This window comes from Fictibacillus barbaricus (assembly GCF_014635025.1).
Classification (GTDB): domain Bacteria; phylum Bacillota; class Bacilli; order Bacillales; family Fictibacillaceae; genus Fictibacillus; species Fictibacillus barbaricus.
Genome location: NZ_BMCE01000002.1, coordinates 1,121,387 through 1,144,008 on the forward strand (window position 1 = coordinate 1,121,387; position 22,622 = coordinate 1,144,008).

General features: G+C 38.7%; 22 protein-coding genes and 2 pseudogenes. 7 read left to right on the forward strand and 17 right to left on the reverse strand.

All coding sequences use genetic code 11. The annotated features are described in order from the left end of the window. Positions 1–124: 124 nt before the first annotated feature. From IEV52_RS15115 to IEV52_RS15130, 4 genes and pseudogenes are all read right to left on the reverse strand, one after another. Positions 125–499 (reverse strand): annotated as a pseudogene (locus IEV52_RS15115) (class I SAM-dependent methyltransferase); the annotation flags it as partial. A gap of 261 nt (positions 500–760) precedes the next feature. After that, entirely contained in the window at positions 761–1,096 is a 336-nt protein-coding gene (locus tag IEV52_RS15120) for an SRPBCC family protein (protein WP_188403939.1), read from the reverse strand. A gap of 122 nt (positions 1,097–1,218) precedes the next feature. Continuing rightward, positions 1,219–2,568, reverse strand: a complete 1,350-nt coding sequence (locus IEV52_RS15125; protein ID WP_188403334.1) for a S8 family serine peptidase — start codon at positions 2,566–2,568, stop codon at positions 1,219–1,221. 425 nt (positions 2,569–2,993) lie between these two features. Then, positions 2,994–4,331 (reverse strand): FAD-binding oxidoreductase, encoded by a 1,338-nt coding sequence (locus IEV52_RS15130; protein ID WP_188403335.1) that lies wholly within the window; start codon positions 4,329–4,331, stop codon positions 2,994–2,996. 354 nt (positions 4,332–4,685) lie between these two features. On the opposite strand from IEV52_RS15130, the gene IEV52_RS15135 reads away from it, so the two are divergent. Beyond that, positions 4,686–5,336, forward strand: coding sequence for a FusB/FusC family EF-G-binding protein (locus IEV52_RS15135; protein WP_188403336.1), 651 nt, complete (start codon positions 4,686–4,688; stop codon positions 5,334–5,336). 344 nt (positions 5,337–5,680) lie between these two features. On the opposite strand, the gene IEV52_RS15140 is transcribed toward IEV52_RS15135, so the two are convergent. From IEV52_RS15140 to IEV52_RS15155, 4 genes are read right to left on the reverse strand one after another with little or no spacing between them, the layout of a single operon-like run. Further along, complete coding sequence (locus IEV52_RS15140) at positions 5,681–6,790, reverse strand: ABC transporter permease (RefSeq protein ID WP_188403337.1); 1,110 nt, start codon at positions 6,788–6,790, stop codon at positions 5,681–5,683. After that, positions 6,790–7,662, reverse strand: a complete 873-nt coding sequence (locus IEV52_RS15145) for an ABC transporter ATP-binding protein (protein WP_188403338.1) — start codon at positions 7,660–7,662, stop codon at positions 6,790–6,792. Before IEV52_RS15145 ends, IEV52_RS15140 begins: the two co-directional genes overlap by 1 nt. Continuing rightward, a complete protein-coding gene (locus IEV52_RS15150) occupies positions 7,646–8,461 on the reverse strand; it encodes a hypothetical protein (protein ID WP_188403339.1) in 816 nt (271 codons plus the stop codon). Before IEV52_RS15150 ends, IEV52_RS15145 begins: the two co-directional genes overlap by 17 nt. Next, positions 8,430–9,005 carry an RNA polymerase sigma factor gene (locus tag IEV52_RS15155; RefSeq protein WP_188403340.1) on the reverse strand — a complete coding sequence of 192 codons (576 nt, stop codon included), beginning with the start codon at positions 9,003–9,005 and terminating at the stop codon, positions 8,430–8,432. Before IEV52_RS15155 ends, IEV52_RS15150 begins: the two co-directional genes overlap by 32 nt. A gap of 434 nt (positions 9,006–9,439) precedes the next feature. On the opposite strand from IEV52_RS15155, the gene IEV52_RS15160 reads away from it, so the two are divergent. After that, a complete protein-coding gene (locus tag IEV52_RS15160) occupies positions 9,440–10,324 on the forward strand; it encodes a phosphatidylinositol-specific phospholipase C/glycerophosphodiester phosphodiesterase family protein (RefSeq protein WP_188403341.1) in 885 nt (294 codons plus the stop codon). Between the two features lie 63 nt (positions 10,325–10,387). Here the strand turns inward: IEV52_RS15160 and pheA are convergent, their stop codons facing one another. Next, entirely contained in the window at positions 10,388–11,206 is an 819-nt protein-coding gene (gene pheA, locus IEV52_RS15165) for a prephenate dehydratase (RefSeq protein WP_188403342.1), read from the reverse strand. A 334-nt stretch (positions 11,207–11,540) separates the two neighbouring features. On the opposite strand from pheA, the pseudogene IEV52_RS15170 reads away from it, so the two are divergent. Beyond that, positions 11,541–11,744: pseudogene (locus tag IEV52_RS15170) on the forward strand (KGG domain-containing protein); the annotation flags it as partial. A gap of 122 nt (positions 11,745–11,866) precedes the next feature. Here the strand turns inward: IEV52_RS15170 and IEV52_RS15175 are convergent. Beyond that, a complete protein-coding gene (locus IEV52_RS15175) occupies positions 11,867–12,067 on the reverse strand; it encodes a hypothetical protein (RefSeq protein ID WP_188403344.1) in 201 nt (66 codons plus the stop codon). Between the two features lie 173 nt (positions 12,068–12,240). Here IEV52_RS15175 and IEV52_RS15180 point away from each other — a divergent pair, with 173 nt between their 5' ends. Beyond that, positions 12,241–12,975 carry a YqcI/YcgG family protein gene (locus tag IEV52_RS15180; protein WP_188403345.1) on the forward strand — a complete coding sequence of 245 codons (735 nt, stop codon included), beginning with the start codon at positions 12,241–12,243 and terminating at the stop codon, positions 12,973–12,975. A 76-nt stretch (positions 12,976–13,051) separates the two neighbouring features. On the opposite strand, the gene IEV52_RS15185 is transcribed toward IEV52_RS15180, so the two are convergent. Together IEV52_RS15185 and IEV52_RS15190 are read right to left on the reverse strand one after the other, a co-directional pair. After that, complete coding sequence (locus IEV52_RS15185; protein ID WP_205723997.1) at positions 13,052–13,306, reverse strand: hypothetical protein; 255 nt, start codon at positions 13,304–13,306, stop codon at positions 13,052–13,054. Between the two features lie 293 nt (positions 13,307–13,599). Beyond that, a complete protein-coding gene (locus IEV52_RS15190) occupies positions 13,600–13,932 on the reverse strand; it encodes a hypothetical protein (protein WP_188403347.1) in 333 nt (110 codons plus the stop codon). A 276-nt stretch (positions 13,933–14,208) separates the two neighbouring features. On the opposite strand from IEV52_RS15190, the gene IEV52_RS15195 reads away from it, so the two are divergent. From IEV52_RS15195 to IEV52_RS15205, 3 genes are read left to right on the forward strand one after another with little or no spacing between them, the layout of a single operon-like run. Then, entirely contained in the window at positions 14,209–15,612 is a 1,404-nt protein-coding gene (locus IEV52_RS15195) for a spore germination protein (protein ID WP_188403348.1), read from the forward strand. Positions 15,613–15,625: 13 nt separating this feature from the next. After that, positions 15,626–16,660 carry a GerAB/ArcD/ProY family transporter gene (locus IEV52_RS15200; protein WP_229754309.1) on the forward strand — a complete coding sequence of 345 codons (1,035 nt, stop codon included), beginning with the start codon at positions 15,626–15,628 and terminating at the stop codon, positions 16,658–16,660. Positions 16,661–16,665: 5 nt separating this feature from the next. Beyond that, positions 16,666–17,781 carry a Ger(x)C family spore germination protein gene (locus tag IEV52_RS15205; RefSeq protein WP_268234790.1) on the forward strand — a complete coding sequence of 372 codons (1,116 nt, stop codon included), beginning with the start codon at positions 16,666–16,668 and terminating at the stop codon, positions 17,779–17,781. 63 nt (positions 17,782–17,844) lie between these two features. Here IEV52_RS15205 and IEV52_RS15210 read toward each other — a convergent pair whose 3' ends face one another. The 5 genes from IEV52_RS15210 to IEV52_RS15230 all read right to left on the reverse strand — a co-directional run bounded on the left by IEV52_RS15210 (position 17,845) and on the right by IEV52_RS15230 (position 22,604). After that, entirely contained in the window at positions 17,845–18,294 is a 450-nt protein-coding gene (locus IEV52_RS15210) for a hypothetical protein (protein WP_188403351.1), read from the reverse strand. Between the two features lie 198 nt (positions 18,295–18,492). Further along, positions 18,493–19,146 carry a YdeI/OmpD-associated family protein gene (locus tag IEV52_RS15215; RefSeq protein ID WP_188403352.1) on the reverse strand — a complete coding sequence of 218 codons (654 nt, stop codon included), beginning with the start codon at positions 19,144–19,146 and terminating at the stop codon, positions 18,493–18,495. A 201-nt stretch (positions 19,147–19,347) separates the two neighbouring features. After that, complete coding sequence (locus IEV52_RS15220) at positions 19,348–20,805, reverse strand: protein adenylyltransferase SelO (protein WP_188403353.1); 1,458 nt, start codon at positions 20,803–20,805, stop codon at positions 19,348–19,350. Between the two features lie 111 nt (positions 20,806–20,916). Further along, entirely contained in the window at positions 20,917–21,363 is a 447-nt protein-coding gene (locus IEV52_RS15225) for a GNAT family N-acetyltransferase (protein ID WP_188403354.1), read from the reverse strand. Positions 21,364–21,536: 173 nt separating this feature from the next. Further along, positions 21,537–22,604, reverse strand: coding sequence for a hypothetical protein (locus IEV52_RS15230; RefSeq protein ID WP_188403355.1), 1,068 nt, complete (start codon positions 22,602–22,604; stop codon positions 21,537–21,539). Between the last annotated feature and the right edge of the window lie 18 nt (positions 22,605–22,622).

Below are 22,622 nucleotides of genomic sequence, written 5' to 3' on the forward strand. Positions count from 1 at the left end.
TGAAAATCGGAAGGTTATTTGTCATGGACAAAATTAGTATAACACGAATATATATAGGCTTTTAATGAAAAATGTTGACAAACTATTAGCTGGTTTTGTGGAATAACTTTTTTGCTCAGATAAATTATTCATTTAAAGGATTAGGTTTAGTGCCAATAACGATAGTTGCATCAATTTCTGGATTGTATCTTATCTGAGGAATTAGCCCGTTTTGACTAAAGATTTCAAATGTTAGGTGTGCCTGCATTTCGCTGGTCTCTACTAATAGGTGACCCCCAGCAGCTAACCAAAGTGATGCTTTTTCTGCGACTCTTCGCTGAATGTCAAGTCCATCAATTCCACCGTCAAGTGCAACTATTGGTTCATGAAGACGTGTATCCTGGGGAAGTAGTTTTATTGCCTCTGTTGGTACGTAAGGTGTGTTCGCAACTAAGAACTCCACTCTCCCACGCAATTTAGCAGGCAGTGGCTCATAGAGGTCTCCTACATATACGACACCACAAATTGAAAAAATCTTGAGAGTATTCACTTGTCACTCCTGGACTTGGCTCCATCATTTTCTGTTATTCCTGTACCTACAACGGACTACTGTATGCAGCAAAAGATTAGAGGATACAGTATGTACTGTATCCTCTTTTTAATTCTCTTAATAAACTAACCTACCACGATAGTTTAAGTACATTTTTCACAATTCTCTCCCATAAATTTCAACATAAATATCCATTTACCCAATTGTTAATATTCAGGTTATTAATATTTTTTACAACATTTCCCTTATTCCGTTTAGAACTGTCTCCCAATTTACTTTCATTTCTTCTCTAACATTTTCATGGGGGAGATTTTCCTGATGAAAACTAATCGTTGTTTTATTACTTGCTTTGGAAATAATTCGGACTTGAACTGTAGAAGGTCTTTTCCATTCTTCTTTTTGCCAAGTTAGACGAAGCTGTTGTAACGGTTTAACCACTCGGATTTCGCCTGATCCTGTTTTCGTAATGTATTTCTGACCTGGATGAAGAATAATGCTACTTTCCCCCAACCATAAATTCAATCCTTCTTGAGAAGTAATAAGATTCCAAGCTTTCTCCTGCGAGATAGAGAAAGTCCTTCTAACACCAACTTGAAATCCAAAAAAGAATCCACATCATGTAGCTTCTTTTTTATATCAACAAAAAGAAACAACCTGCTTTTTCGAGGTTGTTTCTTCACATCTACCTATTAATCTAATGCATTAACCGCGTTTATTAAACCAAACCCAGATTCTCCATCGTAACCTGTTTTGAAGACATCTTCAGAAGAAGACTGTATGATGTGTTTTACTTGTGACGGGGAAAGTTGGTCCTTACCGTGCTGTGCAATTATAACGCCTGCAAGTGCAGCAGTTTTTGGAGCGGCCATTGATGTTCCGCCTTTATAGCCGTAGCCTCCACCCGGAATCGTGCTCAAGCACAGATATGTGTTATCTCGTCCAGCACCTGTCTCAGGATTATAGGCAGGGCCGAGGTCTCCACCTGGAGCCAGAACATCAATCTTGCCAACTCCGTAATTTGAATAGAATGCTAGATTCTTCAGTTGTCCGCCAGCAGAAACTCGAATCATGGTTTGGCTGCTTGGACTGCGGTGTGTTGCACCATTGTCATCACCTGAAAGCTTCCCAGGAGAGCTGATGTCTAATGCATTATTTCCAGCAGATCCAACCACTGTTACACCCTTTTGAATGGCATACTGAATCGCTCTGTTAAATAATCGAACATCTGCCACAACATCTTTTGTTGCATATTCAGGATTTTGGAACCAGTCGTATCCGCCAAGTGACATGTTCACAACATCTACATTGTCATCAGCTGCTGTCATTAATGCTTCTGCAATATGAGCTGTTTCCGCGCCACCCGTAGGGCCGAATACGCGGTATGCTGCTACTTTTAAATCTGGTCCGATACCCATAGTTCGACCTTTAGCAGCAATGGATCCTGCTACATGTGTTCCGTGTGAGTTTTGGTCCATAGCATCCGGGTATCCTGGCACAAACGACTTCCCATAAGCATAGTTGGCTTTTAAATCAGGATGGTTATAATCGATCCCTGTATCAATTACGCCTACAACTATATCTTTTCCGTCTACTGATTTACCTGAACCGCCTGGAAGGGTCCAAGATTCCCCGTTCTTCGTAACTTGCTTAATATCCCATTGTAAGGAGTTGTATAAATCTGCAGATGATCCAGCTTCCGTCACGAATGCCGTTTCTTCTATAGCTGCCGTTTCAGGCTGAACAATATTCTGTACACCTGCTTCTAAAACGGTGCTCGATTTCTTGATCTCAGATAGGAAGTTTGGGTTACTAGAAACGACTTCAACTGCACCAAGCTTGTCCAATCTGGATTCAATTTGGCCACCAGCCTTAGAGATTTCACTGCCATATCCCGATGGCAACTTGGCTTGTTCCTTAAAGATTACTATGTATTTCTTTTCTTGACCGTTTTCAGCCTTTGCTGCGATTGGACTACCGCTGAATGCGACTGAAGCCCCAAGTGTAAGCGCAAGCGCACTAGCCATAATTTTACTTTTCATACAGATCATACCTCCTTTGTATTCTATATTTTATTATAGTTATTTTTTATAGCTTTACAATAAAAATTTTTAGAAAATTCTTCTTATTCAGCAATTTTAATATAGCATTCATTTTCCGTTACTTTAAGCTCATTTCTATCAAACTGGATTATAGGTTAAAAGAACTGTTATTCTTAATCATTTTAAAAAACTTAATTATTTAGTCCTTATATGCGTATCTTTTCTAATTACAATATACTTTTTTTTTCAAGCTATTTATTATGGAATCTGAAATAACTATTAATCTGTTTTTAAATAAACAAAAAATGTTGTTACCCATCTTTCCAGAATAAAAAATGCACCTCATTTGTTAGATGGTGTCTAACAAATGAGGTGCATTTTAAGACGAAATAGTTTTATATTTTTTTACAAAACGCATAAACGATTTAACATGATGGTGGAACACTCTGTGGATGATTGAATACATTTTCGGGATCATATTTTGCTTTTACTCTTCGAAGTCTTTCAAAGTTTGCTCCCCAATAGGCAGATCCAAAATTTTTGATATTTTCGTCTGGAACGTTAACATATGAACCAACTACGTATGGTTTCAACAGCTTACGCACTCTTTCAACTGATGCAAGACTGCGAGCTTCTTCTGACTTATCTACCCAAGTCGCATTCCATTCTGTGTAAAACAATGGATTGCGCCAAAAGAATGCCGTTTTGTCGCTCGGCACTCTGCTAATGGCACCGCGCCAATTTGTAAAATAGAAATTGGATTCTGTTCCCTGTGCATCTTCTAAAAACTGTTTCATGACCGCAATGGGTTCTTCAGGCCAAAGGTTATTTGCCCAAGACGAAGAGAATTTAAAATTTTGATCTGCAAAAGGTGGTTCGGGAGGATCAAGGAAATCGATACAATCTGGATAGAAAAGTGTTTCTATAACTACTTCAGTTGGTGTTCCAGCACTTAGTAAAGGTTCTAATATTTGAATTAGTTCAGGCCTGGAACCCAAGAAAAGTCCTGTTGCCTGACACAGTCCATTTACTTTACTGAAAATCTCAAGGTAGCTCCCTAATCGTTCGTCTACAAACGGCATCAAATTTTGCCAAGCTCTAAATACCGTTTCCAACTGTTCCCATGGCCAAATAATATTAAAGACAGTTGCGGTTGCAGGGGCACGATGAACTTTAAACGTGTATTCGGTATTATATCCAAAAGTACCGCCGCCACCCCCTCGTGAAGCCCAAAATAAGTCCTCATTACAAGAATCATCTGCTCTAAGAATCCTTCCTTTTGCATCCACCGTCTCCAGTGCCAGGAGGTTATCAGATATAACACCAATTGACCTTGAGACCAATCCAAATCCACCACCCGTCGTAATTCCTCCGATTCCAACGGTTGGACTATCTCCAAACACAGCCATAAAACCTTCTTGAGCTAATCCTTTTACAAGCGGGCCCACGCGAATTCCCGGTTGAACGGTAGCAATTCCCTTTTTCTTATCTAAGTGAACTTTATTCATGTCGCTAGTATCAATAACGAGTCCTCCCTTTACAACTGAGAAGTCCTTATCTAGCGCATGACGGCCACTTCTGACGCGCAGGGGAACATCATTCTCACGAGCCCATATGATCGCATTACTTACATCGCATGCATTTTGTGCAAAAACAAAGACTTGAGGAAAGGTATTAACATAAGGGTTCCAGTTTTTAATGGCTTCTTTATAGCCGGGGTCTCCTTTAAAGATGACTCTTCCTGTTAACTGTGCAGATCCCATGTATTCAACTCCCAATAAACATTTTTGTAGATTATATTGTATGAATTGAGAGTTGATACGGTTAAAAATCAAATAAAAATCGCACCGAATATGATCTGAGTTCATCATTTTTGTTATATGCAAGGTTGCATGAAAGCTGATCCCTTCTTATAATAATGGTGAATGGAGGTCGGTAGAAATGGCAAATCATTTTGCCGGAATCAGAAGCTGCTCATGCAAAGCCTAGTATAGGGGCGATCCTTTGTATGGGCGTACATGTATATTAGATTTTTCGCCCAAGAAAGTAGATATCGTTTCTAATAATGGGCTTTGCACCTTGTTTTCTTTTCACTAAAAAATAAGGAGCTGAAAGCAGTGAATACACCATTCATTAGAAACCATCAATATAACCTCATCAAAAAACAGGTCGGACTGTTGCAGCATGCCTGTAATAACGGTGCTGATCCAAAAGTGATTGAAGCCGCACAATATAGTGCTCAATCCAAAATCTTAGATGCATTTCCATCAGCAACAAAACCTCAACAAGAAATGTTAGAAAAGATTGTAACATTACGAAAAACTGAAGAATTCCAGCACTATCTGCAATCGTTGGAACAGTATTTAGAAGAGTTTCCAAGCGTCTCAGGAAAACAGATTACCAAACTGTTCCCTAAGAATAAAAAGCTGAAGACTCCTCATGTAAACGACATCGATTATCGATTTATCAGTTACCTGGGCTGGGTTGACATCGCAACAAATAAATTGTTCCTTGTTTATCATCTGAACGGGCAATTAGCAGGCATCCAAGGAAGATATACGCCTGCAAAAAAAGGAATCTGCTTCTTATGTAACGGGATTGGAGACATTGCGTTGTTTTCTGCGATAACGAAATCAAAACCAGCTAACGCTTCACCTGATTATTATAAGGCAATCGGTAACTATATTTGTATGGACAGTCATGCGTGCAACAAACGAATTACGGATGTGTCTGTATTGGAAAAGTTCCTTCAAGAGGTTCTTTATTGAATTCTTAATCATGTAAAAACCAAGCCGTGGCTTGGTTTTTTTGTATTGTTACCACGCACTAGTCCAATCATTGAGACAAGCCATGAGTAAGATGTTATAGAAGAGAGCTATGACTCTTTTTAATAATCTCAAAATAGGGGGTGTCTTTTTTGAGTTTAATAAGTATCTTAAATGGTCTTCTTGCGAATAAGAAAAAATGTAAAAGCAAGAAAAACAAAAAAAGAATAGGCTAACCCTATTATAGAGCTGCCCACTTAGGCAGCTCTTATTCGTATTTAGAAGACCAAAACATTTAATAGGCCATTTTCTTAAATAAAAAAGCTGCACAGACAGCAGCTTTCTCTTTACACGGTTACCTCTTTATTCTTAATCACTTTGTTTGTCACCAATAGAATAACGGTAGAAATAATAATCACCCATAATAGGCCAACTATCGGATATAACAAAGGTGCTCCCCATACATTAATTGTCTTAAAATGATCAAACAAGAACTCAACTTTCATGATATAGATAAATGAAAAACTGAACATATCTTCTAACCAACTAGGAAAATTCATAGTTTCTACAACAAAAAATGGCACTGCAAAAATCACGGCATTGATAAAAAAAGAGAGCAACGAGTTTTTACAGAGAGAAGAGACCAAAATGATCAGCATTGCAAAAGCGAAGGCCGCAAACAAGTGAAGACATAATTGAACAAGATGAAACTCTAGCATGGTAAAGCTATAAGGTGAAAAGTAGTACTTAAACATGTGCTGGATAGGTGTAGACCATCCTTCAAACCCATACTTTATTCCGTTCCACACGAGATTAAAAATCTCCCAGACTAGCACAACAACTGCAGCATAAATGAGTGATGCTATGATTTTGGACGTTAACAATGTTTCCTTTCCTTTACGCGAACTAAGTATATAATGGTCTACACCTGAACTATATTCTTGTGTGTAGGTAGCCGAAAGTCCGATAAGGAGCATGCATCCTGTTAAAAGGACCGAGTAAAAGCTCGCGTAATCGATCATTTCACTAGGTCCTTTATTATACGAAAAATAGGACAGGTCTACTTTCTGAATCATAGACTTTCCAAGTTCGCTGTTATACTTGTTTTCCTGATCAAGCGTCTTGTATGTTTCTTTCAACTGCCTTTCCGACCCTTTTATAAAGGCAATTTGTTCATAAATGCCAGACCTTAAAATTTCTGTGTCGGTAAGGATTTGTCCCTCTTTTCCTTCTTCTACCCTTTTATCTATTATTTCATTTAGTCTTGCATTCTCTTTTTCAGCCAGCTCCACTTTTGCTTCTGGTAACGGGCCTTCCCACTCTTTGTATAGATCCCTTTCTGCTTGAGTCGAACTATCAAACGTAAAGCCTGTTGAAAACAAGAGTAAAAATAAAAACGTGATGTACACCATTTTTTGATTAAAAATCTTATAGAGTTCAAATTTCAACAGCTGCATCAAGCTGTTTCCTCCTCATCAAAATAGTATAGATACAAGTCTTCTAGATTAGGATGATCTTGTATCGCATCGTGATCTGGCTGATCATCACTAAGGATTCTAAGCTGGAAACGGTCATCGACACGGGCAATGTTCCCCACTTTATATTGAGATTGGTATCTCGGTATTTCATTCTCATCTATAACGAGCGTCCATACTTTGTCTTCAATTCCTTTTAACAATCGTTGAGGCGTTTCTTTCTTGATCAGTTGACCTTCTTTTAGGATCAGGACTTCTTTCGCGATGAATTCAATGTCTGAAACAATATGCGTAGATAGAACTACAATTCGATTACTCGAGATCTTGGATAAGAGATTTCTAAATCGGATTCTTTCTTTCGGATCAAGACCTGCCGTAGGTTCATCCACGATTAATATTTTCGGATCGTTCAATAACGCTTGTGCAATCCCTACTCGGCGTTTCATACCACCAGAAAATTCTCCTACTTTTTTTCGGCGAGCCTCTGATAAACCAACTAATTCCAGTACTTCATCAACCTTCTCATCAGTTTCCTCTTTCGGAAGTCCTTTAAGAGCGGCGATGTATTTCAAGAACTTTTCCGCTGTAAAATTCTTATAGAGCCCAACATGCTGCGGCAGATAGCCGATCAGATTCCGATACTCGTGACTCATGGCCATAATATCTTGACCGTCTAACAATACCTGGCCAGAAGTTGGTTTCATCACACTTGCCAAAATCCGCATAAGTGTAGTCTTCCCCGATCCGTTTGCTCCGAGTATTCCGTACACCCCGGTTGTTAACTCTAGATCAATAGCATCCAGTGCTTTTTTTTCTTTAAATGTTTTGGTTACTTGTTTAATGGTTAGTTTCAAAAGATACACCCCTTTTATAAATGTGGATAGCCTGGAACAAGACAGTGAGTGCAGCTGCAGCAATCACTAATAGGTAAATTTCAGCAGGCATACTTTCGATTCTTTCTACAACAGTAGTCTGACTTAAGAAGACGCTACTGGTAAGCCATAGTACAACCCCACCCGTAATTGAATAAATCCCTCTGTATCGGCCAACAAAAAGCAGCGATAAAGCTGTAAAAACGGTGAATGGTGTCATCCAATAAAGTAATAATTTCGAAACTAAAATCTCTTGATTCAACATTCCAAAGCTGATTGTAACAAGCAGATTGATTACAAGATTAAACCCGCCAACTACGAGCATCTTGGACAGGATGAGCTCCTGAAAGCTATACTTGAACGACATCTCAAGTTCCGCCATACCGCTATTTCGGCTTTTCAATACTTCGATCAAACCAGTGATTGTCGGGATAGGTGCAAGTACCATCATCATGGTATAAGGGTTGCCATCCATAACAAACACGCCAGTTAATGCAATCAGGAACAATAAACCGTTCGCGGTCCAAAACAACGGACTCACATAGAACATCTCTTCATACGCTTGTTTTATAATAGAAGCCATTCCTTTAATAGCTGTATTCCATTTATTCTCTTTTACAGGAACATGGGGACGAATTGCATGAATGGTCAACATGATCTCTTCCTCCGTCGGATATTCCACATCGTATTCGTCCAGGAATGTACCGATTTCAAGTTCGAGTTCCTCTATTTGGTTATCATTCTCGGTGTCATATGTATGGTGTAGTTTTCTGGTTCTCATCTTCAACACCCCGCTTTAAAAGTTTGGCTAGCTTCCCTAATCCTTGATGTAACCTTGATTTCACGGTAGAAACATTTGAATCAGTCACATCAGCGATCTCTTTAATCTTGAAATGATGAAAATACTTTAGGATGACCACTTCTCTCTGAAAATCTGGCAGTGAATCGACCGCTGTTTTCACTTGCTCTCTCACTTCCTTTCGCTCAAAGATGTAAGGAACATTATTTTGTTCACACACAAAAGCCTCGTTTAATGCTGCTTGTTTTGAAATCTGTTTAAAATCTGAACTTCTCCAATAATCCCTGCAATGATTGACCGCAATGGAATAGAGCCAGCTTGAAAATTTTCCTTTATTGGAATACGACTGAATGCGCTGGAACACTTTTATGAATATTTCCTGCGTTAAGTCATAGGCTGTCTCCCTGTTTCCTACTTTCCTATAGACATAGGCAAAGATCGCTTTATAGTATTTTCGTGTTAATACTTCCATTGCTGCTTGACTGCCGTCCAATATTTCTTTAACAAGCTGTTGATCTTCAGGCACTTTCTATCACCTCAATCAGTAAGACGTATACTTTTAAAAAAGGATTTAAATGGATGAAAAATAAAAAAGAGCTGTATGTTACAGCCCATAAATTGTCGTTTGTATTCGATTACAATTATTTCAAATTTTAGGATATCGTTCAATCACTTCATTTCCATTAATTTCAACTGTGTTATTTGGAGCTTGCTGAAAGTCATAGACTTTTTACAAGAATTCCAATTCTAATAATATCTTAGATGGAAATCTACCTACTAGATTCTCTCCTCCATTAACCTATCCTTGATTGGCTGCCTAAACCATTCATTTTGCTAGGAACTGAATATTGTTTGAATGTAAAGGATGTAACTTCTTTGTTAAGGTTCCTTTGTTTTGGCCATCTAAAGTGATTTGTCAGTTAAGATAGGAGTGAAAATAGAGTCAGGGAGGATAAACAAATGAAGAAATTGAGATTATTCATATCTCTTATGTTACTTGCAGTCGCTATGCCGGTATCCACAACAATAGCTTTAGCAGAAACGGATTCCAATAAAGAAAACCCTGTTCCTTTAGCCAAGGCTCATGCCCACAATGACTATGAGCATGAACGACCGCTATACGATGCACTGGACCATGGCTTTACAAGTGTAGAGGCTGATGTATGGCTAGAAGATGGCGAGTTACTTGTGGCACATGATCAGGTTGATGTGAAACCTGACCGTACTTTAAAATCGTTATATTTAGAACCGCTCAAACAAAGAGTTAAACAGAATAAAGGCTCTGTTTACAAGAATAACGAACAGGATTTCTTGTTATGGATTGATATTAAATCAGAGGACGTTGCCACCTATAATAAGATTCATGAAGAGCTAGCCGACTACCAAAAGATGCTGACAAAATTCTCTAAAGTTGGAGTCGAACAAAAAGCTGTAACTGTTATTATATCTGGTAATCGACCACGAGCATTGATGGAGAACCAACCCGTTCGTTATGCAGCATATGATGGACGAATGAGTGATTTAGAAACACAAGTATCGAATACATTCCTTCCTGTGATCAGCGATAACTGGACAAAACATTTCACATGGCAAGGAGTTGGGGAAATGACTTCTGATGAACGCGAAAAGCTAGAGCGTATTGTAGAAACAGCACACAAAAAAGGGCAGATCGTAAGGTTTTGGGCTACACCAGATCTCGTACCGTCAACAAGGGAAGCCGTTTGGGATGAGCTCATGAAAGCTGATGTGGATGTCATTAATACGGATCACCTTCCAGAATTACAAGAATACTTAATGAAAAACGATTCAGAACCTACGAAGCAGCATATTGATTGGCAGGATTAATGAAACATACTTTTCCTGAAGAAATAATGGAACCCTATGCTTTAAGGCATAGGGTTATTTTTACTATAGCTTAATTGTATTGTAACTTCCTAGAACACGAACATCGTGTCCAAACGCTTTCAAGATGGTGATCGCTTTGTTCATTTTCTCTTCATGCAAGCCATTTTGGGCTTCTACAAAAAAGTGGTATGTACCTAATTGTTTCTTCGTCGGGCGTGATTCGATCCATGTTAAGTTAATGGAAAGTGCCGTAAAAACATTCAAGATGGAAGATAATACGCCTGAATAATCCTCTGTAGGAGAAATTAACAGCATCGTTTTTGTATTATGATTTTGTCCACTATTCTTTTTGCTGATTACTACGAACCTTGTATGGTTGTTGCTGTTATCTTGAATATCGCTCTTTGTGATCTGCAAGTCGAAAACTTCTGCGGCATACTTAGATGCGATGGCTGCAACATCTTTCCTTTCTTGATTTTTAACAGCCTGTGCTGCGGCTGACGTACTGTCAAACTGCCTGCTTTTCACTTTTGCTTCTCTCATAAAATCCCTGCATTGAGCTAATGCTGGTACGATAGACCAGACTTCAGTTATCTCTTGCAAGCTCGCTCCCTTTAATGTGAGAAGGTGCAAGGAAACGGGAAAGATGATTTCGGCTTCTACAAAAAGATCATATCTTAATAAACCATCAGCTGTAATATTGATTGTCCCTTCAATGGAATTTTCAATTGGAACAATACCTTTATCAGCCTTACCTTCTTCAACAGCTTCAAGAACATCCACAATGGAATCACACATATGCCACTTATCATGTTTGGAGAAATAACGAAAGGCAGCTTCTTCTGAGAAACTTCCTTGAGGACCTAGATATGCTACTTTCATTTTGAGAACACGCCTGCCTTTTTTCTTTTCATATCAGTATACATCTATTGATCTCTTACACCAACTATTAATTTCACAGAATGAGTTATCACTCTAATTTTCAATTACAATCTCTCCTTTGCCTGCTGGTTCTTCAAACCCTTTTAGATATGTGCATTCTTTAAAGGTGTCTCGACAAAAGGATTTCACTTACCTGCCCTTTTACTTATTAATAAGAAAAACCGTTAGCACATTCACCAGTTTATTATCCTTATATAAGGGTTACATACAAAATAGAGCTGATAAATTTATTTTTGATCAGCTAAAATCTACAAACCATAAGGAGGAATTTTCAATGGCTAGAGACAATGGAAAAATGAGCAGAGAAGAAGCAGGTCGTATGGGCGGTGAAGAAACTTCCAAATCGCATGGCAAGGATTTTTATCAGGAAATAGGTAAAAAAGGCGGCGAAGCTACCTCCCAAAATCATGACAAAGAATTTTATCAAGAGATCGGTGAAAAAGGCGGAAATTCAAGAAACAATAATAACAACAATAAATAATATAAGAAAAGAGACCCGGCATACACCCGGGTCTTTTTTTGATCGAATATGCTATATCAAAAATAGAAGAACAAGGATAAGAAAGCTAGGCAGGGATAGATGATCTGGGCGTTACTGCCTTAAAACGGTCCTTGATGATGGTCCCGTCCTGCAGCCTTCCCCATTTCTGCGGCATTATTAATCTGTGTTCCATTACTCAAGTGCTGGTCATTGTGATACATGTTAACCCCATCTCTTCCTTTTTTCTTTCCTCGATAATCGATATACACAGCAAAAATCAGGAGAAGCACGACCGGGATAAGTATGATCAGCCAAGGCATACCACTCAACTCCTTTTCAATCTATTCAACTTCATATTACCTTATTATTCCATTATATCGAACTTCAAAACAATATTTGATTTTTATCATTGTTACCTGCTTATTTAACAATCGGACAGTCACAGGACAACCTTACCCTCATTACTCTAGTAGAGAGAGGAGTGAGAGATCCATTGGCTTTTTATGATTCAGAATTCATTGTACAAAACCCATTATTTTTTAAGAAATGGGAACGTTCTGCTTATCAGGCTTTCTCTGAGAAGCTTTCACATCCAACCAACCTATTCCCATGTATTCCTGCAGCCCAAGGGCATAAAATGGGGAATTTTAGATATGCGTTTTTACAGAACCCTTCCTCAAAAAAGTCGAGGGATGAGTTTGCGGAGATCTTAAGACAGTACGGGCATATAGCAAGAGACACTGGAAAGTACAGCTCTTTGATTGTTTTCTTTTTTGAGACGGATGCCACTAAAATAGATGATTATTTTAAGGAGTTCTGGTCTTTGCTGTCTGCCATCCATGAACGCGATCAGGCGGATTGGCCAGAACATATACCTCCTGATCCCTATCAGAACGAGTGGGAGTTCTGCTTTGATCAGGAACCGTATTTTATATATTGCGCGACCCCGGAGCATGAGAAGCGGCAGAGCCGTTCCTTTCCTTTCATGATGCTCGCTATAACGCCACGATGGGTCATTCAGAAATTTAATGAGACGAAGAGCAGCAGAAAAGTGAAAGAAGGGATACGTCAGAGACTTGCTGAATATGACTCGATTGAGGCACACGTTGACCTTAACGTGTATGGTACTGACGAGAATTTTGAATGGAAGCAGTATTTTTTGAGCGATGATGAACAGTCCCCGGATAAATGCCCGTTTGAACATCTTTGGAAACATAGGAATAGCTGATTACAATGAGGAAGGGACAGACTCCTATTCTATAATGGTGCCAATCCCTTCTCTGCTTATTTGGTCGGCACATCATTTATTTATGCTTATTAATATGTTCCTGAACTTTAATCCCTTTCTTGGCTAATTCGTCGATATCCCCTTCTATCGGTTTACACTCTTTAGGAATCAACCTTGCATAATCACAAGGAATCTTTTGCTGACTGTTTTTAAATGCAGATTTAATGTAATAATAATCCTGATCTACAGCGAATACCTCCAAAATTTTCCCTTTAAGTTCTCCTTTATCCACTAATATGAATCTAGTTTCACTAAACAGGCTTTTCTCCATGTAAACACCTCTCTTACAAAAGTTCTTCTCTTCACATCTTATTAAAGAGTGTCGCAGTGAATGTTACATCTTTTTAATTTAGTGATCCTGCATAAACAAATAGGCCGTTTAAATGATTTTTTACCAATTCTAGTCCAATCATCTAGACAAGCCATGCGTACTTTATGTAAAGAGAGACCTTATCTCTTTTCATTATTCTTTTGAAGAGCTGCTCCCTTAGGAGGCTCATTTTTAGTAAAAAAAAGGTACCCGTATGAGGTACCTTTTATCTTAATTGCCGAAAATAGTTCTACTTACGACGCTAACTCTTTCCAGTCTGTTTCTGTTCCTACGGCGATCGCATTCATGTTTCTTTTTGCATCTGCTCCATTCATCGCATCTCTTTTTGTGGCTATTACATTCGTGATCATGTCTTCTTTTATGGCAATTACATTCGTGATCATGTTTTCTTCTATGGCAATCGCAATCATTATCATGTCTTCTTCTATGACAATCGCAGTCATTATCATGTCTTCTTCTATGGCAATCGCAATCATTATCATGTCTTCTTCTATGACAATCGCAACTGTGATTTTCGTTACTTTCTCTCCAGCAACCGCAAGAATGATTACTCGAAAAATTTTCAAGACTATTCATAATTAACCCCCCTTTTTACCTCGAAGGCAGACCTTCGATTATTATATTTTATGAACTAAATTTAAAAGTGCTTGTACATTCTCTTTTTTTGTTGTACCCAATACCAAAATAAATAGCACTCAGACATATCCAAGTGCTATGCAATATTGTGAGCTCTTACGATGTCTAATGAATAAATCTTAATGAATAAAACTATAAGAATATTAAATGAATATAGCGTCAATAATGCTTAGTATTCATTTAAAAATAGAAAGAAGTTTTAGAATATGGTCCGTACAAAGAGTGAGTTTCTGACAACAGATTTGAACCAAAATATATTGAAAATCACAACTGGGATGAACAACACCGCTGATTTAAAACAAAGAAGGATTACCTTTAGCAATAAAAGTGTCATCCTCCTTTATTTGGATACGCTGATTGATAAGGAATCGATCGAAATTCATATCATCAGCCCATTGAACAAGCAGATCTCAGATAGTGTTGAAGAGTCCCTGAGCACAACACAATTTACCATGCTGACGACTTTAAAGGATATAAGCATTGCCTTGGCTAAAGGCAATACAATTCTGCTAGAGGAAAATAATGATAAAGCTTATTCGATCATGGCTTTATCACGCGAAAAACGTGCGATAAACGAATCACTGAATGAGAAGGTTACGCTTGGCGCTCATGATGGATTCGTTGAGAACGCCAGCAGTAATATTTCCCTGTTAAGAAAACGGCTGGGCACTCCCGAATTTACTGTGGAGTATTTACACGCCGGGTCACTTACAAATGTAGAAATTGCCGTTTGCTTTCTGGATTCAACGGTCGATAAAGACACTTTGCATATGATAAAAGATAGATTAGAACGGCTCACTGATCAGGAAGTCATCTTGTCCAGGCAGGTTCAAGAGGCTCTTGAAGACCGTCCATTCTCACCGTTTCCACAGACATTAAGAACAGAACGGCCAGACCGGGCAGCTGGGCACCTGCTGAATGGCAGCGTTGTAGTTTTCCTTGACCATGAGCCTTCTGCACTTATTACGCCAGTATCTTTTCAATCGTTTTTAAGAAGTCCGGAAGATTTAAATTCACGATGGTTTGTTAACCTTTTTTATTACTCGTTAAGGATGCTTGCCTTTATTCTCTCGGTAACACTCCCTGCATTCTACATTGCCGTGAATGCCTATCATGCTGCCATCCTGCCTGTCAGCACGTTTTATACGCTTAAGCTTTCGGTATTGAATGTACCGTTCCATCCATTAATGGAAGCTGCCATGATGCAGGTTGTTTTAGAACTGCTTAAAGAAGCCTCTGTTAGGCTCCCTTCTGCTGTTGCGCAAACGATAGGAACAGTAGGTGCGATCGTTATTGGGTCTGCAATCGTTCAAACGAACTTTATATCCAATACGATGGTCGTGGTGATCGCTATTACTGCCGTTTCTTCTTTTGTTATACCAATAGGAGAGATGAGCACCACGATACGGCTTATGAGTTTCCCGTTGATTTTTTTAGCCGCAACGTTCGGCTTTATCGGTATTGCGGTCGGTCTGATGATCTATCAGACTCATTTAGTCAAGCTGACTTCTTCAGGAAGAGCTTATTTGGATTCTCCTAAGATTCTTAGATCATTCAAGAACAATTCAACTCATAAAAAGAAAGGGTTGGGAAAAAATGCTCACGAATAAAAATTTGTTCTTTTTGATCATACAAGCCCAGATTGGCATTGGCATCCTTACCCTTCCGTACGTCCTATACAATAAAGTTCAACAAGATGCTTGGATTTCACTTTTAATTGCCGGCGCTCTATCACAAGTTGTAATTGTTATTCTCGTCAGTCTCAGTAAGGTTTCTTTGAAAGAAAACTTATATGAATTAAGTTCAAAACTATTGGGAAGGTTTTTGGGCAATGCATTAAACATTTGCTATGTTCTTTATTTTATTACCTATTCCATGCTGTTGCTGTTTTTGGTCAGTGATGTGATCATTACTTGGATTCTGCATCGAACACCGCAGTGGGCGATCATTCTCTTAATCCTTTTGGCTGCGTCCTATATTGCAAAAGAACATCTACTCACGATTTCTAAATCTTTTTTAGTATTTTCTCTGCTTTTTGCCTTTTTAATCGTTACAATCTTCTTTGTCTATGTGCAGGATGTTCACTTTGGAAGGCTACTTCCATTCGCTTCAAAGGAACCTTTACAAATTGTATCGAGCAGCCCTCAAGCATTCGTTTCACTTATTGGTTTTGAACTAATTCTTTTTATCATGCCCTTTATAAAAAAACCAGCTGAGAGCTTAAAAGTTTTATCAATCGCAAATGGATTCACGTTGTCTCTTTACTTGTTTTTACTGATTACATGTATTGTTTATTTCAGTGCAGATCAGTTCAAACTGGTTAACGAACCTTTGTTATACATGTTAAGAGGGCTGTCGTTTAAGTATATCGAGAGGATCGATATTATCTTCCTTTCCTTTTGGATCATACCCATAACTACTTCTCTCGTAACTCAACTCTTTACCGCAAGTCTTGGGGTACAGAATCTGTTTTCAATAGGGCGAAGTAAATCTGTTTATATTATCGTTGGCGTTTTATTCATTCTTGGCATGCTGCCAATCAGCAACTTTATTAAAGAATCCCTATCAAGTCTGATGACGTACCTAAATATTATCTTTATTTTCTTTATACCAACATTGCTGCTTATCATTGCAAAGCTGAAGGTGTATAAAGGATGAGGATAATGATTTATTTAAAAAGATTACTTCTTTTGCTGATAGTATTTCCCCTTCTATCAGGCTGCTGGGACCAGAATTTAATCGTGGATCAAGAAGTGATGAACGGTATCAGTTTTGATCTGAAAGATGACAAGGTTAAATCGACGATCGTGGTTCTGAACATCATCCCAAAAGGTTCAGGCGTCTTTGACTTCAACAACCAGATAACATCTGCAACCGGACATTCCTTGGAAGAAACGACCGAGGAATTACGGATGTATTATACAGGACCTTTGACAGCTTCCAAATCCCGCATCGTATTGTTCGGTGAAGATTTTGCAAAAAAGGATTTAGAATCGTATTTGGATCTTATCTATCGTGTACCTGATCCGTATCTGGGCAGTAAGGTAGCGATCGTTGAAGGCGTGGAAGCAAGTAAATTATTTTCCTTAGAGGAGATTGGTACTGATCCCATTGCTTTTGGATTGTATGAAATCATTGATGCCGCTGAAAAAAATTCAACCATTCCTAAAGGGACCTTAAACACTCTGTTTACCTTTTTTAATGAAAAGGGAAAGGACTTCATCCTGCCGATATTAAAACAAAAAGGGGAAAATATAATGGTTTCAGGAGCAGGTCTGATCAGTGAGAATGCTTATTCAGGAGAATCCATACCCCTTAACGATTGTCCACTGCTATTGCTGCTCATGGACGATTATGGACATCTCGTAAATCTAAATTCGTATATCGATAAAAAGAAAAAATTAAATAATCAGGTTTCATACAAAATCACAAAGGTCAAGCGAAAAATGAAGGTAAATGAAACCCCTCATAAAAAACCAGAAGTTGATCTTAAGCTCAACTTGGAAGTGTCTCTTACCCAATATCCGGGAACGGAAAAATTAACGACTAAACGAATTAAGGAATTAGAAAAAGTCATCACAAAAGATTTAAACAAGCGATCGAAAAAGATTATAACCGCAACACAAAAAGCGAACAGTGATGTCTTAGGGATTGGAAGAACCATTAAAGAAACTGATCCATCAGCTTGGCAATCTTATGATTGGAGAACAACATACCCGCATATTGAAATAAAAACAGCAGTTGATGTAAAGATCGTCAATACAGGAACAATAAAATAAACGATAAAAAAGCTCGGGTTAAATGAACCGAGCTTTTTACACATATTTTTTAATCCCATAAACCTATGGACACATTTCCAAGGCAGGCTGGGATAATATTTCTATCGTTTGATTAATATCAGATACATCCAAATAGATTTTCGTATCGTCTCCTACATAGATTGCATTAACGGATAGTTTACACCATAGAGACCCATATATCGCGTTAATCTGACCAGGAGCCTCGGGCAATATTTCAAGTACTTGAACCACTGACTTCTCTTGGAAGCGGACCCGATAGTGCTTGAGGATATTCCTCATGGTATTTAGATCGTATTCGTTTTCACCCTCCGTAGTCCCGGTAACAATTCTTAAAATATTTAACTTACTGCCGTCACGGACTATTTCCGTTTGAACATAGCCATTCATGTTGATTCGATACAAGGAAAGCTGATTTAAAATGTCGCTTAGCGTCCGTTGATCTGTCATAAAATAAAATTGTGTTCTTAAATTGTAATTTAAAGAGCTGTTCATCCTGATCCCCCCAACCATATCCCCATATTCTTTTTCGATATGATATGTAAGGGTTACCAGCATGGTTCCCTGCTTTATTTAGGACAAATAAAAAGTGCCTTACTCTTTAAGAAGTAAAGCACTAAACGTAAGATTTAATTTCAAGCTATTTGTATCAACGCAATGTCTTCCCTTGTCCATGCCCATTTTCTTGTTTGCTTATTTCTTTTTCTGACGGAACAGTTCCATAGATTTAAAACCTTGTGCGAGAATATCTACCATTTGAAGAAAACGCTTGTCCCTTGTCTGCTGCTGTTTAGCTGAAAAAATATATCTTGCCCAGTCTTTTTGATAACCCGGTGTTAAGTCCTGGTAAAACTTCAGTTCGCTTGGATGATTCGCTAGCAGCTTTTCAACATCTGTCACATTGTCTTCATAATCCGCAACACATTGACTTGCAGCTGTGGATTTCTTGATTTTCTTTTTTTCACGTTTTAATCCAACAACAGTGAATACCTCATCCATACTTACCATACGAGCAAACTTTATCTCACTATCCCCCACATATCCATCCTCTCCTACATTCAAGGCTGGGAACATCTCATCTCTGTGGATAAATGTTGAATAGCGAGTATTTCCTTTTTTCGGGTACGCAAAAAAGAGATAGCCTTTTTCTTGCAAAAGCTGTTCATTACTTTGGATTTGATGAACATACTTCCTCATCTCATCCAATGTCTCTACAAATATAAAAATCGCATCATGATTTTTAGATAGTGAAGTGGGTTGTTCCGTAAAAACATGATAATCACTTGGCTGGTTAATGACAGCCAGGTTCTTATATTTTGTAAGTTTTAATTTATCGATAATTGTCATGGTATGCTCCTTAAATAGGTTGGAATCATTATTTTTTTCTATGCCTAAATCTAAATAGGTTACATCCAATTTACAACACACAATATCCCAGATGCAATATTATGAAAATCTTGATATTCCTCTTTTGAAGTAAACCAGAAGAAAAAAAAAAGAGCAAAAAAACTTTGCTCTCTTGATAGCACATGCAGCCAAATCAAATTGTTATGTCCCACAAAACGTGCGATAAGGACCTTCTGAATCAGGAGGCAGTGTCGTGTACTCTTCTTGTTCAGGTGAGTGTACATATGGATTTGATAGAACGTCAACAAGTCGCTCCATCACGCTAAGATCTCCGTTTTCTGCCGCTTTCAACGCTTCTTCCACCCGGTGGTTCCTTGGAATGATCCCAGGGTTACTGTTTCTCATCAACTCATCTGAAGACTCTTTTGATTCCTGTTGCCGTCTTCTTCTCTCTTGCCACTTTTCTTTCCATTGTGTGAATTCTTCTGCTCCAAACAAGGAAGAACAATCCCTCATATCCAGGGTTAATGCGCGGAAGGTGTTCGTGTAGTCTGCCTTATGGTTCTTCATCATTTCAAGAAGTTCTTCAACCAAAGACTGATCTTCTTTTTCTTCATTAAACAATCCCAGTTTTGCTCGCATGCCTCTAAAGTAATTAGCGTTATACAGCTCTGAGAAACCGTAAAGGACTTCTTGGGCAATTTCAACTGCCTTTTCTTGATTTTCATGCAAGAGCGGCAGCAAAGTTTCAGCAAAACGTGCAAGGTTCCATCCAGCGATACGCGGCTGATTGCCATACGCATAGCGGCCCTCTCGATCAATCGAACTGAATACCGTTTCTGGATCATAACTATCCATAAATGCGCATGGACCATAATCAATGGTTTCTCCGCTCACTGTCATGTTGTCAGTGTTCATGACACCATGAATGAAGCCGACTAACTGCCATTTTGCGATTAAGTATGCCTGTCTTTCAATTACTTTTTTTAGCAGGCTTAGATATCGTCCTTGATCTTTTATGATTTCTGGATAATGACGCTCTATGGCGTAGTCAGCAAGCTCTTTTAGTTCTTCCCCTGTTCCCCACTTCGCTGCGAATTCAAAAGTCCCCACACGCAGGTGACTTGAAGCCACACGAGTCATAACAGCCCCTGGAAGCTCCGTTTCACGAACAATGGACTCACCTGTTGTTACCACTGCTAAACTGCGAGTCGTTGGAATGCCAAGCCCATGCATGGCTTCACTGATGATATATTCCCGCAGCATCGGTCCAAGCGCTGCTCGACCATCCCCACCTCGTGAGTATGGCGTTCTTCCTGAACCCTTCAACTGGATATCATATCGTTCATTTTGAGGCGTGATCTGCTCCCCAACCATTAAGGCACGTCCATCCCCAAGCATGTTAAAATATCCGAACTGATGGCCTGCATATGCCTGCGCAATAGGAATTGATCCTTCAGGCGTTTCATTGCCAGCAAGTACTGCAAGGTTCTCTTCCTTTTGAAGTTCTTCAGCCTTTAATCCAAGTGATCTTGCAACGGGCTCGTTTAGAACAACTAGATTGGGTGAACGTACAGGGTTTGGGTTAATCGTAGAGAAGAACTTTTTTGGTAAACGAGTATAGCTATTATCTAAGTTCCAACCTGTTTCTTTTGTCATTGGATCTCCTTTACTTGTTCATTACTTTTACTCAATGTTTTGTAACAATAGCATATTTATCTTCTGTCCTTTATTATCCCCACTTTAACATAAACATGACACCATTTTGGATTAATCCAAATTTCGTTTCATCACGATTCGATCTTCGTTGATTGTATAGTTGTTTTTTAAATAAAAATTCCTTGCAGATCCTTCGTTTGAAGTTAATAAATAGATGCTTTGAACCTCTTTTTCTTTGAGGTTTTTTTCCAGGTGCTGAAGCAGCTTCGAACCGTATCCTTTTCCTTGGATTTGATTGTTGATACACAGCTCGGCCAAGTAAAAGGTCGTTCCCGCATAAGTTCTTTTACTATTTCCTGCAATAAAACCTATAGCTTTATCATTATCATAAAGCAAGAAGCCTAGAAATTTCGGGGTATGCAACAAGTCTGATAATCTCTCTTTTGCAGTTGGAAAATCCCAGGATTCTTTCCATGGAGTACTATTAAATACTTTTATATAAAGATCGGTACAAGCTTCCAAGTTTTCAGATGAAATTGGTACAATATACTCCGACATAAAAAGACCTACTTTCCTTTTTTTATTATCTAAACAAAAAAGCATACACTTCTGCAATAAACCAGCCTGTTTTTAAATAAAGAGCTCGATATATGGGTAATGCTTAGCTATACTTTTCTGTTATTCAGAAAAAAACACACACTCTGATGTAAGGAATGTGTGCTTCTTATATGTTATTTTGCTGTAAATGAAACGTTGTTCGCATTTGCCCAATTGTTGAGTGGAACAATCGTATACGTTTCTCCTTTTGTTAACGTGCCTTTTACATCAAAAATTCCTGCTGCACCTTTTCTAGATGAGAAGCGGTATTGAGCTTCTATTGTTCTGCCGTCCTCTGCTTTTAATTGAACACTTCTTCCTGCGAAAAGTTCCATTCCCGGGTCGGCATCTAGCGTAATTTCTAATGATTTGCTGTCGATTGCATTCGCAGATTGTATGGTTAACGGCTCAAAATCAGCTGCTTTGAACGTTGCGTTCTTAACGTCCGCCCACTCAGATGTTACCGTGTAGGTTACACCTGGCTTTAATGTTTCTCCCACTGGCAGACGGAATTTCGGTGCTTGTCTCAGGTCAGCCGCTTGTGTGAAAGGGACATAGTTTGCTCTAAAAGATTCACCATTATCGCCTGTGATGGTTACAGCTCGATCACGAAGAGAAGAGATAATTTCAAATTGAACACCATTTTCGTCACGATTCTGACGGTCTAATTCAAACGACTGCTCACCACGGTTTGCTCTGTATGCTTCAATGATATTCGCGTAATCTGTCACCCTATCTTCACGGAATGACTCGATTTCAAAGGTATCATCTGTGATTTGGTGAGTATCACGAATATTGATTTTTTTATCTGTCCCCTTAAACATCTTTGTATGCTCACCTTTATAGCTTAACGTGTAAGGGAAGCCATCCTTTTGCATCGTCACTGGAACAATGTATGTGCTTTTTGCACCTATCTTTAATTGAGGCACATTTACAATGCTTAAATCATGGTTGAATTTGAAGTCCTTTTTAATGCTTTCCAAGTTGCTTGGGTTCACATCTCCTGCTGCAAGCGGCTTGTTGAATGTTACCTGCAGTGTCATTTTGTTGAGTACATCAATATTGGTAACGAGGGCTTCTTGTTGCTGCTGTTGAGCAGGTTTTTCGGCGTTTACATTTTCTGATTGGTTATACGTAACTGCACCCGCTGATATAACTGTAAAGGCAAGTGCTGCTGTGATGATCTTTGTTCGTTGGTTCATTGTTGTTCTCTCCTTTAG

Excerpts from the sequence above, each read along its gene's own strand:
- IEV52_RS15125 (WP_188403334.1), bottom strand. The coding sequence starts at position 2,568 with ATGAAAAGTAAAATTATGGCTAGTGCGCTTGCGCTTACACTTGGGGCT.
- IEV52_RS15130 (WP_188403335.1), bottom strand. The coding sequence starts at position 4,331 with ATGGGATCTGCACAGTTAACAGGAAGAGTCATCTTTAAAGGAGACCCC.
- IEV52_RS15140 (WP_188403337.1), bottom strand. The coding sequence starts at position 6,790 with ATGCAGCTGTTGAAATTTGAACTCTATAAGATTTTTAATCAAAAAATG.
- IEV52_RS15150 (WP_188403339.1), bottom strand. The coding sequence starts at position 8,461 with ATGAGAACCAGAAAACTACACCATACATATGACACCGAGAATGATAAC.
- IEV52_RS15160 (WP_188403341.1), top strand. The coding sequence starts at position 9,440 with ATGAAGAAATTGAGATTATTCATATCTCTTATGTTACTTGCAGTCGCT.
- pheA (WP_188403342.1), bottom strand. The coding sequence starts at position 11,206 with ATGAAAGTAGCATATCTAGGTCCTCAAGGAAGTTTCTCAGAAGAAGCT.
- IEV52_RS15175 (WP_188403344.1), bottom strand. The coding sequence starts at position 12,067 with ATGCCTTGGCTGATCATACTTATCCCGGTCGTGCTTCTCCTGATTTTT.
- IEV52_RS15185 (WP_205723997.1), bottom strand. The coding sequence starts at position 13,306 with ATGGAGAAAAGCCTGTTTAGTGAAACTAGATTCATATTAGTGGATAAA.
- IEV52_RS15195 (WP_188403348.1), top strand. The coding sequence starts at position 14,209 with ATGGTCCGTACAAAGAGTGAGTTTCTGACAACAGATTTGAACCAAAAT.
- IEV52_RS15205 (WP_268234790.1), top strand. The coding sequence starts at position 16,666 with ATGATTTATTTAAAAAGATTACTTCTTTTGCTGATAGTATTTCCCCTT.
- IEV52_RS15210 (WP_188403351.1), bottom strand. The coding sequence starts at position 18,294 with ATGAACAGCTCTTTAAATTACAATTTAAGAACACAATTTTATTTTATG.
- IEV52_RS15215 (WP_188403352.1), bottom strand. The coding sequence starts at position 19,146 with ATGACAATTATCGATAAATTAAAACTTACAAAATATAAGAACCTGGCT.
- IEV52_RS15220 (WP_188403353.1), bottom strand. The coding sequence starts at position 20,805 with ATGACAAAAGAAACAGGTTGGAACTTAGATAATAGCTATACTCGTTTA.
- IEV52_RS15225 (WP_188403354.1), bottom strand. The coding sequence starts at position 21,363 with ATGTCGGAGTATATTGTACCAATTTCATCTGAAAACTTGGAAGCTTGT.
- IEV52_RS15230 (WP_188403355.1), bottom strand. The coding sequence starts at position 22,604 with ATGAACCAACGAACAAAGATCATCACAGCAGCACTTGCCTTTACAGTT.